The 12,529-nt window shown below is 67.3% G+C and carries 13 protein-coding genes; 5 read left to right on the forward strand and 8 right to left on the reverse strand.

Features of this window, described 5'->3' with window-relative positions:
- Position 1: 1 nt before the first annotated feature.
- A complete protein-coding gene (locus AC1RQG_RS14445; RefSeq protein WP_493132459.1) occupies positions 2–2,281 on the forward strand; it encodes a PAS domain-containing hybrid sensor histidine kinase/response regulator in 2,280 nt (759 codons plus the stop codon).
- Here AC1RQG_RS14445 and AC1RQG_RS14450 read toward each other — a convergent pair.
- Together AC1RQG_RS14450 and pdxH are read right to left on the reverse strand one after the other, a co-directional pair.
- Complete coding sequence (locus tag AC1RQG_RS14450) at positions 2,230–3,495, reverse strand: class I SAM-dependent methyltransferase (protein WP_493132461.1); 1,266 nt, start codon at positions 3,493–3,495, stop codon at positions 2,230–2,232. The two genes, AC1RQG_RS14445 and AC1RQG_RS14450, sit on opposite strands and share 52 nt — an antisense overlap.
- Positions 3,496–3,610: 115 nt before the next feature.
- Entirely contained in the window at positions 3,611–4,789 is a 1,179-nt protein-coding gene (gene pdxH, locus AC1RQG_RS14455; RefSeq protein ID WP_493132463.1) for a pyridoxamine 5'-phosphate oxidase, read from the reverse strand.
- A 130-nt stretch (positions 4,790–4,919) separates the two neighbouring features.
- Between pdxH and tcdA the strand changes: the two genes are divergently transcribed.
- On the forward strand, positions 4,920–5,774 hold the full coding sequence (tcdA, locus tag AC1RQG_RS14460; protein WP_493132465.1) for a tRNA cyclic N6-threonylcarbamoyladenosine(37) synthase TcdA: 855 nt from the start codon (positions 4,920–4,922) through the stop codon (positions 5,772–5,774).
- A 138-nt stretch (positions 5,775–5,912) separates the two neighbouring features.
- On the opposite strand, the gene thpR is transcribed toward tcdA, so the two are convergent.
- Entirely contained in the window at positions 5,913–6,398 is a 486-nt protein-coding gene (thpR, locus tag AC1RQG_RS14465) for an RNA 2',3'-cyclic phosphodiesterase (protein ID WP_493132467.1), read from the reverse strand.
- Positions 6,399–6,505: 107 nt separating this feature from the next.
- Here thpR and AC1RQG_RS14470 point away from each other — a divergent pair, with 107 nt between their 5' ends.
- Together AC1RQG_RS14470 and cysK are read left to right on the forward strand one after the other, a co-directional pair.
- The gene (locus AC1RQG_RS14470) at positions 6,506–7,042 is read left to right on the forward strand and encodes an FKBP-type peptidyl-prolyl cis-trans isomerase (RefSeq protein WP_493132469.1); all 537 of its coding nucleotides are present in this window, start codon (positions 6,506–6,508) and stop codon (positions 7,040–7,042) included.
- An 84-nt stretch (positions 7,043–7,126) separates the two neighbouring features.
- Positions 7,127–8,059, forward strand: coding sequence for a cysteine synthase A (gene cysK, locus AC1RQG_RS14475; protein ID WP_493132471.1), 933 nt, complete (start codon positions 7,127–7,129; stop codon positions 8,057–8,059).
- 79 nt (positions 8,060–8,138) lie between these two features.
- On the opposite strand, the gene AC1RQG_RS14480 is transcribed toward cysK, so the two are convergent.
- Together AC1RQG_RS14480 and AC1RQG_RS14485 are read right to left on the reverse strand one after the other, a co-directional pair.
- Positions 8,139–9,242, reverse strand: coding sequence for a cation diffusion facilitator family transporter (locus AC1RQG_RS14480; protein WP_493132473.1), 1,104 nt, complete (start codon positions 9,240–9,242; stop codon positions 8,139–8,141).
- Positions 9,239–9,556 carry an ArsR/SmtB family transcription factor gene (locus AC1RQG_RS14485; protein ID WP_493132541.1) on the reverse strand — a complete coding sequence of 106 codons (318 nt, stop codon included), beginning with the start codon at positions 9,554–9,556 and terminating at the stop codon, positions 9,239–9,241. The genes AC1RQG_RS14480 and AC1RQG_RS14485 overlap by 4 nt, the downstream gene beginning before the upstream one ends.
- Before the next feature lie 193 nt (positions 9,557–9,749).
- Here AC1RQG_RS14485 and AC1RQG_RS14490 point away from each other — a divergent pair, with 193 nt between their 5' ends.
- Positions 9,750–10,223: a hypothetical protein gene (locus tag AC1RQG_RS14490; protein ID WP_493132475.1), complete on the forward strand. Its 474-nt coding sequence runs from the start codon at positions 9,750–9,752 to the stop codon at positions 10,221–10,223.
- A 160-nt stretch (positions 10,224–10,383) separates the two neighbouring features.
- On the opposite strand, the gene AC1RQG_RS14495 is transcribed toward AC1RQG_RS14490, so the two are convergent.
- From AC1RQG_RS14495 to AC1RQG_RS14505, 3 genes are all read right to left on the reverse strand, one after another.
- Positions 10,384–10,953 carry a hypothetical protein gene (locus tag AC1RQG_RS14495; RefSeq protein ID WP_493132477.1) on the reverse strand — a complete coding sequence of 190 codons (570 nt, stop codon included), beginning with the start codon at positions 10,951–10,953 and terminating at the stop codon, positions 10,384–10,386.
- Between the two features lie 5 nt (positions 10,954–10,958).
- On the reverse strand, positions 10,959–11,687 hold the full coding sequence (locus tag AC1RQG_RS14500; RefSeq protein ID WP_493132479.1) for a P-loop NTPase family protein: 729 nt from the start codon (positions 11,685–11,687) through the stop codon (positions 10,959–10,961).
- 208 nt (positions 11,688–11,895) lie between these two features.
- Complete coding sequence (locus AC1RQG_RS14505) at positions 11,896–12,378, reverse strand: CinA family protein (RefSeq protein WP_493132481.1); 483 nt, start codon at positions 12,376–12,378, stop codon at positions 11,896–11,898.
- Positions 12,379–12,529 lie beyond the last annotated feature (151 nt).

Consider the following 12,529-nt stretch of genomic DNA (forward strand, 5'->3'; position numbering starts at 1 on the left):
GATGCAGTACGAACGCCTGGTCCAGCTGGTGCGGCGCGCGCTGAACGCGGCCGACGACGCGGAGATGCAGCAGCGCCTGGCCGACCTGCGCGCCATCGGCGAGACCACGCTGGCCAACGGCTTGCTGGCGCTGATCGCCCAGGCCGAGCGGGCCGACCCCGGCATCGCGCCGCGGCTGCGCGAGCTGGAGGCGGAGAACGAACAGCTGCGCCAGGCCAACGCCCTGCTGCGCAAGGAGAACCGCCAGCAGCGCGGCAACGTCGGCACCTGGCGCGACAAGCGCGCCGCGCGCCGCGCGCAGGCGCTCGATGCGCAGGACGCGCAGCACGCGGCCGGCCAGGCCGGCGGCCAGGCGCTGACGGAACAAATCCTCGACCAGTTGCCGATCCCCGTGTTCCTGAAGGACCGCGAAGGCCGCTTCCTGCGTTTCAACCGCCGCTTCGAGGAGCTGACCCAGCGCTCGCGGGTGGAGATCCTGGGCCGCACCATCGACGATTTCGCCTCGCCGCGCTGGGCGGCGCTGACCCGCGAGGAGGACGCGCAGGCATGGAGCAGCGGCCGCATGGTCACCAGCGAGCGCCGCCTGGCCGGCTTCGACCCGCCGGTCGACGTGCTGGTCAGCCGCAACGTGATCACCAGCGGCGGCAACAGCTACATGCTCGGCTACTTCATCGACATCAGCGAACAGCGCGCCGCGCGCGAGGCCATGCAGCGGGCGGTGGAATCGGCCGAGGCGGCCAGCCGGGCCAAGAGCGAATTCCTCGCCAACATGAGCCACGAGATCCGCACGCCCATGAACGGCATCCTCGGCATGACGGAACTGGTGCTGGAGTCGGACCTCACGCCCGCCCAGCGGGCCGACCTGGCGCTGGTGCAGGCCTCGGCCCACGCGCTGCTCCACATCGTGGACGATATCCTCGACTTCTCCAAGATCGAGGCGGGCAAGCTCGACATCGAGGAGGTGCCGTTCGACCTGCGCCAGCTGGTGGCCGACACGGTGCGCGCCATGGACTTGCGCGCGCGCCAGAAAGGGCTGGCGCTGCGCTGCGAACTGCCGCCGGCGCTGCCGCGCATCGTCAAGGGCGACCCGGGCCGGCTGCGCCAGGTGCTGGTCAACCTGGTGGGCAACGCCATCAAGTTCACGGCTAGCGGCAGCGTGGTGGTGGCGCTGTCGATGGTGCGCGACCATGACGACCGCTGCGAGGTCCGCTTCGCCGTGCGCGACACGGGCATCGGCGTGCCGCCGGAAAAGCAAGCCATGATCTTCGACGCCTTCGCCCAGGTGGACGGCTCGACCACGCGCCAGTACGGCGGCACGGGCCTGGGCCTGGCCATCTGCCGGCGGCTGGTGATCCTGATGCAGGGCCAGCTCGGCGTGGACAGCGTGCCGGGCGAGGGCAGCACGTTCAGCTTCACGGTGCCGCTCAAGCACACGGGCGTGGCGCTGGTGGCGCCGTTGCCGCCGCTGCGCGTGCAGGCGCCGCGTCCCGACCCGCTGGGCGCCGAGCCCGTGCCGCCGCCGCTGGCCGGCGCCGACGGCTTGCGCGTGCTGCTGGCCGAGGACAATCCCGTCAACCAGCGGCTGGCGCTGCGCCTGTTGCAGAAGCTGGGCCACCACGTCACGCTGGCCGACAACGGCCTGACCGTGCTTGAGCGCACGGCGCGCGAGCCGTACGACCTGATCCTGATGGATGTGCAGATGCCGGGCCTGGACGGGCTGGCCGCCACCCGCCAGCTGCGCCAGCGCGAACTGCAACGGGGCGGCCACGTGCCCGTGATCGCCATGACGGCGCGCGCCATGGCCGGCGACCGCGAACGCTGCCTGGAGGCGGGCATGGACGACTACCTGGCCAAGCCGGTCGACAGCGCCGCCCTGGCCGACATGCTGGCCCGCTACCGGCCGCAGCCGGCGCAGCTGGTGCTCGACTGGCGCGCGGCCCTGCAACGGCTCGATGGCGACGCCGACCTGCTGCGCGAACTGGCCGCGCTGTTCCTCGACGACGGCCCGCAACTGTGGCAGGAGTTGACGGCGGCGCTGGCGGCCGGCGACACGGCGCGCAGCGCGCGGGCCGTGCACAGCCTCAAGGGCGTGCTGGTCAACTTCGGGGCGGCGCGGGCGCTGGCAGCGGCCGAGCAATTGTCTGCCAGCCTGCGGGCCGGCGGCAACGGCGGCGCGGCCCAGGCCCAGGCGCAGGCGGCGGCCCGGCTGGAACCGGCCCTGGCCCAGGTCTACGAGGCGCTCAGGACGGTCACCGGCGGCGGCGCACCCAAGGCCGGCTGAGCGGCGTCGGGCGCGCCGTACATGTAGCGGCGCGACCAGGGCAGGGCGGAGGCGGAACGGCCCGCCTTACCGCACACGATCTGGTACAGGCTGATCAGGTCCTGCTCGAACGCGTAGCTGCAGCCGGCCAGGTAGACATGCCAGATCCGGAAGCGCTTGTCGCCGCCGAGCGCGCGTACCTGGTCGGCGTGGGCCTCGAAATTCTCGGTCCACAGCGCGCACGTGCGGGCGTAGTGGCGGCGCAGGTTTTCCACGTCGTACGCTTCGAGCTGGCCCTGCTGCATCGCTTTCAGCACCTGGCCGAGGTGGGCCAGCTCGCCGTGCGGGAACACGTATTTCTGGATGAATTCGCCGCCGCCGTACGGCGTCTCGCCGTTGTCGGGATCGGTGCTGGTGATGCCGTGGTTCATGGCCAGGCCATCGTCGGCCAGCAGTTCGCGGATGGTGGCGAAATAGTCGGGCAGGTGGCGCAGGCCCACGTGCTCGAACATGCCGACGCTGGTGATGCGGTCGAACTGGCCGCGCACGTCGCGGTAGTCCTGCAGCCGGATGTCGACCAGGTGTTCGAGGCCGGCCGCGCGCACGCGCTCGCGCGCCAGCGCGCACTGGTTCTCCGACAGCGTGACGCCGACGCAGCGGGCGCCGTAGCGCTGGGCCGCCCGGATCGCCAGCGCGCCCCAGCCGCAGCCGATGTCGAGCAGGCGCTGGCCGGGCCGCAGCGCGATCTTGGCCAGGATGTGGTCGATCTTCTTGAGCTGGGCCGTGGCCAGGTCTTCCTCGCCCGTTTCGAAATAGGCGCAGGAATAGACCAGGTTCGGGTCCAGGAACTGCCGGTAGAAGTCGTTGGAAACGTCGTAGTGGTAGCGGATGGCCTGCGCATCCTTGTCGCGGTCGTGGCTGATGCTGCGCACGATGCGCGCGAACTTGCCTTCGGCCTTGAGCGTGGCGCGGGCCAGCGCGTTGACGACGGCGATCATGTCGCGCGCCTTGCCCTTGACCTCGATCGCCCCTTCCACGTAGGCCGTGCCCAGGTTGGACAGCGAGGGGGTGAGCAGGTAGCGCAGGGCCGAGGCGCGCGGCACGCGGATCGTCACGCGCGGCGCGTCGGCGGAAAAGTCGATGCGCTGCCCATCCCACAATTCAATGCGCAAGGGCAGGGCGATTTGCTGGCGGATGCCCGTGGTCCAGCTGCTGAGTCGGTTTTGTAGGAACAAGATAGCCTCCGGGTGAGGGACGGCATGGCCGCCCCAGGTTCAGAAACACAAAAGTCGTCACAACCGTTCCAGCCGGCCGCCGCCAGCGTCCGCGCGCTCCCCCGCCGGGGCGGGATCAGGGCTGCAGGCGCTGCTTGACCCAGCTGCCGTCGGGCTGGCGCACGTACACGATGCGGTCGTGGAAGCGCGAACGGCGGCCTTGCCAGAACTCGATACGCTCGGGGATCAGGCGGTAGCCGCCCCAGTAATCGGGACGCTTGGGCTGTTCGCCCTGGGCCTGGGCCACGGCTTCATAATTTTCTTCCATCTGCGCCCGGCTGCCGATGGGCGCGCTCTGTTTCGACGCCAGCGCGGCCAGCTGGCTCTTCACGGGCCGGCTGTAGAAATACTTGTCGCTTTCCTCGGCCGAGGTTTTCTCGACCCGGCCTTCGATGCGCACCTGGCGCTCCACCTCGCTCCAGAAGAACAGCAGCGCCGCATGCGGATTGGCGGCCAGCTGCTGGCCCTTCTGGCTGTCGTAATTCGTGTACCACGTGAAGCCGCGCTCGTCGTACTGCTTGATCAGCACGATGCGCGACGTCGGTTTGCCGTCCGCGTCCACGGTCGACACGCTCATCGCGTTCGGTTCGGCCACCTGGGCGTTGAGCGCCTCGTCGAACCACTTCGAGAACTGCGCGATCGGGTTGGCCAGCACATCCTCCTCGCTCAGGCTGGCCAGACCGTAATCGAGCCGCAAATCGGCCAGGGTCTGGGCGCTGGTGGGGACGATGCCGCGCCGGCGCTGCATGGCCTGGCCCAGCAATTCCATCTGTTCGTCCGTGAACAGGCGCTTGGCCATCGGCGCGATCTGGGTTTCCTCGGTCAGCATGTGGGCCGCGTAGGCTTCGCTGAAGCGGGTCACATCCTGCACCGACAGCGCCGTGCCGGCACCGTTGGCAATTTTATCAAGTTGTGATTTTAGTATAGACCATTCCGCGTCCATGCGCGCGTGATCGGCCAGGATGCCGGGCACCACGGCCGCCAGCAGCGCCGCGTCGGCGCCGCGCGCCGTGGCCTGCAGCATCGGCATCAGGTCTTGCTCCTCGTCGCCATGGTGCAGCGGCGCGGCGTTGTCGAAATATTTCAGAATGGCCTCGGCCGCCTTCTGGGCGGCGGTGTCGGCGCCATGCTGGGGCAGGTGGCCCAGCAGGTTCTGCAGCGTCTGCAATTGCTTGCGGATGCGATCGTGGCAGTGTTTTAGGACAGCGATCGGTTGGTTGAAATCGGGCGCGGTATCGATCAGGGAAATGCTCATGGATGGTCTCGGAAAAGGCGCGTGGAGGGAGGTCGGCAGGAGTTGACTGGCTGCCAACTAAGGCATTCTAAAATAATTTTGCCGGCACGTCCGTTAAAATGGCGGGATGAACAGTACCGATATCAATAGCATGCCAATTTTTGGCGACGAGGTCGATTTCGAGCGCCGCTTCGGCGGCATCGCGCGGCTGTACGGCGCCGCCGCGCTCGAACGTTTCCGCCATGCCCACATCTGCGTGATCGGGGTGGGCGGGGTCGGCTCGTGGGCGGTGGAGGCGCTGGCCCGCAGCGCCATCGGCCAGCTCACGCTGATCGACCTCGACAACGTGGCCGAGTCCAACATCAACCGCCAGATCCAGGCGCTGACCAGCACGGTCGGCCAGGCCAAGGTGACGGCGCTGGCCGAGCGCATCGCCCAGATCAATCCCTATTGCCAGGTGCACCAGGTGGAGGACTTCATCACGCCCGACAACCTCGACCAGATGATAGGCGGCAAAGGCTACGACTACGTGCTCGACGCCATCGACAGCGCCAAGGCCAAGGCCGCGCTGCTGGCCTACTGCCGCGCGCGCGCCATCCCGCTGATGATGATCGGCAGCGCCGGCGGCCAGACCGATCCGACCCAGATCCAGGTGCGCGACCTGGCCCGCACGGAACAGGAGCCGCTGCTCAAGCGCGTGCGCAAGCTGATGCGCAACCAGTACGGCTTCCCGCGCGGCACCAAGAACAAGTTCAACGTGGATGCCGTGTTCTCGATGGAGCCGCTCAAGTTCCCCGAAACGGGCGAGGCGTGCGCCGTGGACGGCGACGACCGTGGCGGCGTGACGGGCCTGAACTGCGCCGGTTTCGGCTCGGCCATGGTGGTCACGGCCAGCTTCGGCATGGTGGCCGCCAGCCACATGCTGCGCAAGCTGGCCGATGGCGTGGCCGTGGCGCCTGCCGACGTGGCTGACGTTGCGGCCGACGCGCGGGCCGAAGTTGCCTAAGTCGGGTCCCCGCTAAGTCGGGCTACAGTACCCGCGATCGTCATTCCCGCGCAAGCGGGAATCCATGCTGAGCGTCCGAGTACGCGGCCTATTAGGGGTGGGCGACGTATTTCTATCCGCCGCGTCGGCGCCGACGGCCTAGTGGCGCCGGGCGCGCAGTACGCGGTACACGCCGTCCGGCGTGCCCGAGCGCATCAGCGCCACCTGCGCCTGGCGCCACTGCACGGGCGCGGCGATCTGCGCCTCGGGCGCGGGCGCGTGGCGCGCCAGCGTCACGTGGGGACGGAACGGGCCGTGGCTGTCGGCCGCGAACCCGGCCTGCGCCAGCGCGGCGATCAATTCCTCCTGCAAGGCCAGCAGCGCCGGCGGCGGCGCGCGCATGCCGGCCCACGCGATGCGCTGGCCGCTGAAGTGGCCGAGCATGTCGAATTCCAGTTCCAGCGGCGGCACCCGCAAGCGGTCGAGGATGGCCATCAGCGGCGCCACGGCGCCGGCCGGCTGCCAGCCCAGGAAGGCCAGCGTCAAGTGCAGGTTGGCCGAAACCACGGGCCGTCCGCGCACCAGCTTTTGCCACGGCGCGAGCGCGTCCCGCTCGGCCGGCGCTGGCCAAAGCGCGAAAAACAACTTCTGAGATCCGGTATCGTCGTGCATGAATGGCAGGTTTTGCTATGATGATGCCGCCCCGGCTTGCCGTGCGCGGCCACGTTCAACTCTGACCGAAAGAATACAACATGATGCGTCGTTTCATTACCCTCGCTTTCTGCGGCGCCAGCGTCGCCCTGGCCGCGTTGCCGGCCCAGGCCCAGGACCAGGCGTCGCCGCAGCCGGCCACTACGCCGGCCGCCGATGCGCCGGCCGCCGCGCCCGCGCCAGCGCCCATCGTGCCGGGATCGGCCAGCCCCGGCCCGCTGGCCGATCAGCTCATCATCACCGACACCAAGGTCGGCCACGGCAAGGAGGCCATGGCCGGCTCCATCGTCCGCGTCCATTACACGGGCTGGCTGTATCGTCCGCTGGCGCGCAATTTCCGAGGCAAGAAGTTCGATTCCTCGCGCGACCCGGGCCGCGGCGAACCGCTGGAATTCCCGCTCGGCGCGGGCCGCGTCATCAAAGGCTGGGACCAGGGCGTGCAGGGCATGAAGGTGGGCGGCAAGCGGACCCTGATCATCCCCAGCGATCTGGCCTACGGTGCGCGCGGCGCGCCGGGCGGCGACATTCCGCCCAATTCCGCACTGCTGTTCGAGGTCGAACTGATGGACGTGAAATAACGCCGGTCCCGCGTGGGCGCGGCTCACGCGCCCAACAAAAAGCGGTAGACTATTGATTCGAATTCCACCCGCGGAGAATAACAAATGAAGATCGCCAACGACGTCACTGAATTGATCGGCAACACCCCGCTGGTACGCCTGAACCGTCTGGCCGCCGGCGCCGGCGCGCAAATCCTGGCCAAGCTCGAATACGCGAACCCGGCCCACAGCGTGAAGGACCGCATCGGCCTGGCCATGATCGAGGCGGCCGAGGCGGCCGGCCAGATCCGGCCCGACACCATCATCGTCGAACCGACCAGCGGCAACACCGGCATCGCGCTGGCCATGGTGTGCGCCGCGCGCGGCTACCGCTGCACGCTGGTCATGCCCGACACCATGAGCCGCGAGCGCCGCATGCTGCTGCGCGCCTACGGCGCCGAACTGGTGCTCACGCCGGGCGCCGAAGGCATGCTGGGCGCCATCCGCAAGGCCGAGGAAATGTGCGCGGCCGATCCGCGCTGCCTGATGCCGCAGCAATTTAACAACCCCGCCAATCCGGCCGTGCACCGCCGCACGACGGCCGAGGAAATCTGGCGCGACACCGATGGCCGGATCGACATCCTCGTGGCCGGCGTGGGCACGGGCGGCACCATCACCGGCGTGGGCGAGGTGCTCAAGGCCCGCAAGCCGGGCTTCCAGTGCATCGCCGTGGAGCCGGAGGCGTCGCCCATGCTGTCCAAGGGCACCAAGGGACCGCACTCGATCCAGGGGCTGGGCGCCGGCTTCGTGCCGGGCGTGCTGAACACCAAGGTCTATGACGAAGTCGTCTGCGTCAGCAACGACAACGCGTTCGCCACGGCGCGCGAGGCGGCCCGGCAGGAAGGCTTGCTGGTGGGGATTTCGTCCGGCGCGGCGCTGTGGGCCGCCATGCAGGTGGCCCAGCGGCCCGAGAACGCGGGCAAGCTGATCGTCACCATCGTGCCGTCGTTCGGCGAGCGTTATCTGAGCACGCCGCTGTACGCCAACCTGGCGGACTGAGTACGCACGCGGCGCCGCGCGGGCGCCGCGTATTGAAGACGGCCGGCGTCCAGCCGGCCGTCGTATTTAAACGTTGTGTTTAGTGCCGGTGGCCGTGATCGTGCGCATGACCGTGGTCGTGGTCATGATCGTGATCGTGGCCATGGTCATGGCTGTCCGCGCGGGCTGGCGCTTTGTCTTGCAGGCTGCAGGCGTGGACCGTGGTGCCCTGTTCGATCTGCAGCGTGCAGTGGTGGATCGCATAGTCGTGCTTGAGCTGGTCGGTGATGGCGTCCATGGCCACGTCGCCCGGATAGCCGGCCGGCATCACCAGGTGCACCGTCAGCGCCGTCTCGGTGGTGCTCATGGCCCAGATGTGCAGGTCGTGGATATCGGCCACGCCCTCGCGCCCGCGCAGGAAGCGCTCCACGTCGGCGTGGTTCACACCGTCCGGAACGGCCGCCATCATCATGCGGAGCGACATCTTCAGCAGCGACCATGTGCTCCACGCGATGATCGCCACGATGGAAATACTGACCAGCGGATCGAGCCAGCTCCAGCCCGTGTACATCACGGCCAGGCCGGCCAGCAGCACGCCCAGCGAGATGGCCGCGTCGGCCGCCATGTGCAGGTAGGCGCCGCGGATATTGATGTCGTCCTTGCTGCCGGCCATGAACAGCCAGGCCGAGAAGCCGTTGATGGCGATGCCCACGGCCGCCACCACCGACACCGTGACGCCGGCCACCGGCGACGGATGCAGCAATTGCTGGACCGCCTCCCACGCGATGGCGCCGCAGGCCAGCATCAGCAGCATGGAATTGAACAGGGCGGCCAGCATCGAGCTGCTGCGCATGCCGTAGGTGTAGCGGCCGTCGGGCAGCCGCTTGGCCAGGATGGCCGCCACCCAGGCCAGCATCAGGCCCAGCACGTCCGACAGGTTGTGGCCGGCGTCGGCCATCAGCGCCGTCGAATTGGCGATGAAACCGTAGATGAACTCGATCGCCACGAACACGCTGTTGAGCGCGATGGCGATGGCGAACGCGCGGCCGTGGGTGGTCGGGTCGCCGTGGTGGTGATGGTGGCCGTGCGCGTGGCCGTGGCCATGGTCGTGGCCGGACGACGCGGCTTTGGCGGCCGGCGCGGGGGCGTGCTGGTGGTCGTGGTGAGCATGGTCATGCCCGTGGTGATCGTGGTGGCGGCTCATGCTTCGTTTCCCGGGGAAGGTTCGGCGACATGTTCGAGCATATCGCACAGGACGTCGCTGATGTGGGCATCGGCGGCGGTGTAGAACACTTGTTTGCCATGCCGTTCCGACTTGACGATACGCGCCGCGCGCAGCAGGCGCAAATGGTGGCTCACCAGCGAGCCGCTCAAGTGCAGCGAGGCGGCGATCGAGCTCACGGCCACCGGCGTGGTCAGGCAGGCCAGCACGATGCGCAAGCGGGTCGGATCGCCCAGCAAGTGGAACAAATCGGCCAGCTGCGCGATGGCGGGATCGGATTCGGCGTAGGATTTCATGGCTAACATATGAATAGGTGTTCATATGTTAGCAGAAAATGACATGCGATGGTGGCCAATGCCAGTCTGGCGCGACTTGGGACGTTGCGGTGATCTCGATGTTGCGGCAGGTCATCACCCGCCTGCTGAACGCATGTAAATGTGGATGCCTGAATGAATCCGGCTGGCATCCCATCTTCGGAATCCTTGCGCTATGGAAGTCTTGAAATTTATGGGCTGGCTATTGCTCAATGTTTGCGTGCCGCTGTTGGCGCCTATTGCATTGTTTCCTTTGCTGTTCGCGAGTAAGCGGCATGAGGGCAGCGTCGGCAAACTCATACGCCGGTCTCTGCAGGAAGGGCAACTATTCTGGACTGTTATTGCGCTCTGTGCCGCAGCTTGTTACGAGGCTGCCGGCCACGTCGCGTGCGCGGCGAACCAGGATGAGAGTACGGTCATCACAGCTATTCTGGTAGGTGGACACGTGCTGATCATCATTGGCTCGTCCGTACTTGTTCTGTTGGGTGCGACAGACGCAATTGAAGAGACGGGCGACCAGGCTGAACATACGGCGGTTGAAGCAAAGGGCAACATGTCCCGCATTATGCTAATCTCGATTTGGGCGTCCGTGATTGTAGCCATTTCGTTTAGCTTTACCCACCTCTGGGCTGAACGAGGCGGGTGTTAAGCGGTGCACAGGGAGCCGATGATGGAGAAATTGTTCGATTATCTTTACCAGCGTAAGACACGTCATCGTCTGATGACGGGAATCGGCGTATTTATGGTCGTGGTTGGTGTAATTGTCAGTTGCATCGCGCTGGCGGCAATACTCCTGCACTATTAGTGCACTATTTCTGCATTTCCGCCTGCAGCAGGTTGCGGGCCTTGGGATCGAGTTTCTGCACGGCTTTGGCCAGCTTTTCGCCGTTCTGGATGGCCAGCAGTTGTTCGGCCGTCAGGCTCTTGGCTTGCACGATGGGGGCGGGCGGCGGCACGGGTTTGAAGAACAGGGCCTGGCCGCCCAGCACCAGCAGGGCGCTGAGCGTGGACACGGCCGCCGCCGCGCCCAGCAAACGCCATTCGCGCGGGGAGAAGGCGCCAGCCATGGGCGCGTCCGGAGCGGACGCCGCCGATGGCGCCTGCGCGGCCACAGGCGTGCCTGGCGCGTCGGCCGCTGTGCTGGCGCTGTCCGCCGTCGCCGTCGACGCTGGCGATGCGACCGCCTCCGGCAAGCCACCGGCCGCGCGCGCGTGCTGCGCCAGCTCGCGCGAGGCGGCGTCGATCAGCGCCACGTGGCGCGCCACCGTCTCCTCCAGCACCGCCTCGTTCAGCGCCACCAGCGCGAAGATGGGATCGTCGACGTCGATCCGCACGCCGGTCTTTTCAAACACGAGGCTGCGCAGCTTGTGCTGGTCCATGGGCGTTACCACTGCACTTTGTCGAGTTGTTCGAACAGGTCGCGGAACACGACCTTGATGCGCTGCTTCTCCATCACGTTGAACTTGTCGCTTTCCCTGACCTCGTTGGCCGTCAGGCGCGCCGTGTTCATCTTCTTGATGTCGGCGCCGAAGGTGTCGGCGTTGCGCTGGGTCAGCACCACGCGGCCCTTGACCCGCGCCGCGTTGTCGGCATAGGTCTGCGATTCCGTGAACTGCTTGCCCGACGCCGATTGCAGCAGGCCGAAATGCTCGTTCTCCCACAGCACCAGCGGCACATTGGTCGACTTGGCCGTGGACACGAAGCCCATGGCGGTGTCGTGCAGCGTGTCGCCGCCGCCGACGATGGTGTGGATGTAGACCTTGCGGCCCGATTCCTCCAGCAGCGAGAAGCAGTCGTTCTCGATCAGGTAGCCCATCAGCGGCGAGAAGGTGTTGGCGCCGTTGTCGATCACGCAGTTGCCGTCCTCCTCCAGGATGTCGATCATCAGGGCGTCGAAGCGCTTGGGGTCGATGTTGCGCGTGTCCGTCATCACCGGCACGTGCTTGACGGCCATCGCCTTGTAGCGCGAGAAGGTGGCGTTCTCCTGGTCGGTGTCGTAACAGCGCAGCGGCGTTTCATCCTTGCCCGCGATCCACTGGGCCAGGATGGTCGACACCAGCGTCTTGCCGATGCCGCCCTTGCCCTGGAGAATGAAATGTACCGTGTTTTGCATCGAAATACTCCCTGAGTCTGTGATTCCGTCGGACGTGCGCGGGCCACCGGCCCGCCGCACAGCGTCGAGGGTAATTGTTTTGGGAGCGGATAGCAACCAGCGGCCCCGGCCGGCGGGGACGCGGCCGATGCAACGCGGCCGAGGTGGTGCGGCCGATGTGATGCAGCCGATGCAACGCAGCCGGAGCGGCCCGGCCGGCCGATGCGGCTCAGTCGATGAAGCGCAGCAGGCCGCGCAGCGCGTGGATCACGGTCTGCTCGCGCACGGCATGGCGGTCGCCGGGGAACACCAGGCGCTCCGTGTGCACCTGGTTGCCGTCGGACCAGCCGAAGCAGACGGTGCCCACCGGCTTGCCCGGCACGGCGCCCGTGGGGCCGGCGATGCCCGTCACGGCCACGGCCACATGGGCGTTGCTGCCGGCCAGCGCGCCGTTGGCCATGGCGGCCGCCACCTCCTCGCTCACGCTGCCCAGCTGCGCCATCAGCGCGGCCGGCACGTCCAGCATCTCGGTCTTGGACGCGTTGGAATAGGTGACGAAGCCGCAGTCGAACCAGCCGGTGGAGCCGGCGATCTCGGTGATGGCCTGGGCGATGCCGCCCCCCGTGCACGACTCGGCCGTGGCCAGCAGCAAGCCTTTGCGCTGCAGTTGCTGGCCCACCGTGGTGGCCAGTTCGATGATGGTGGGGGTCACGATATGCTCCTTCGCGGCAGAGTCTGTCGGATGCGGGACGGTCTCCTCGTCACGGCCTGAATTCACTTTACCATGGCGCCGCGGTCCATGCCAGCGGCGCGCCGGCTTAAATCAGCCATCCTGCTGAAACGGCAATGTTACGAAAAAAGCT

The organism is Rugamonas sp. GW822-FHT03B10, assembly GCF_058801745.1.

Excerpts from the sequence above, each read along its gene's own strand:
- AC1RQG_RS14445 (WP_493132459.1), top strand. The coding sequence starts at position 2 with ATGCAGTACGAACGCCTGGTCCAGCTGGTGCGGCGCGCGCTGAACGCG.
- pdxH (WP_493132463.1), bottom strand. The coding sequence starts at position 4,789 with ATGAGCATTTCCCTGATCGATACCGCGCCCGATTTCAACCAACCGATC.
- tcdA (WP_493132465.1), top strand. The coding sequence starts at position 4,920 with ATGCCAATTTTTGGCGACGAGGTCGATTTCGAGCGCCGCTTCGGCGGC.
- AC1RQG_RS14470 (WP_493132469.1), top strand. The coding sequence starts at position 6,506 with ATGATGCGTCGTTTCATTACCCTCGCTTTCTGCGGCGCCAGCGTCGCC.
- cysK (WP_493132471.1), top strand. The coding sequence starts at position 7,127 with ATGAAGATCGCCAACGACGTCACTGAATTGATCGGCAACACCCCGCTG.
- AC1RQG_RS14480 (WP_493132473.1), bottom strand. The coding sequence starts at position 9,242 with ATGAGCCGCCACCACGATCACCACGGGCATGACCATGCTCACCACGAC.
- AC1RQG_RS14485 (WP_493132541.1), bottom strand. The coding sequence starts at position 9,556 with ATGAAATCCTACGCCGAATCCGATCCCGCCATCGCGCAGCTGGCCGAT.
- AC1RQG_RS14490 (WP_493132475.1), top strand. The coding sequence starts at position 9,750 with ATGGAAGTCTTGAAATTTATGGGCTGGCTATTGCTCAATGTTTGCGTG.
- AC1RQG_RS14495 (WP_493132477.1), bottom strand. The coding sequence starts at position 10,953 with ATGGACCAGCACAAGCTGCGCAGCCTCGTGTTTGAAAAGACCGGCGTG.
- AC1RQG_RS14500 (WP_493132479.1), bottom strand. The coding sequence starts at position 11,687 with ATGCAAAACACGGTACATTTCATTCTCCAGGGCAAGGGCGGCATCGGC.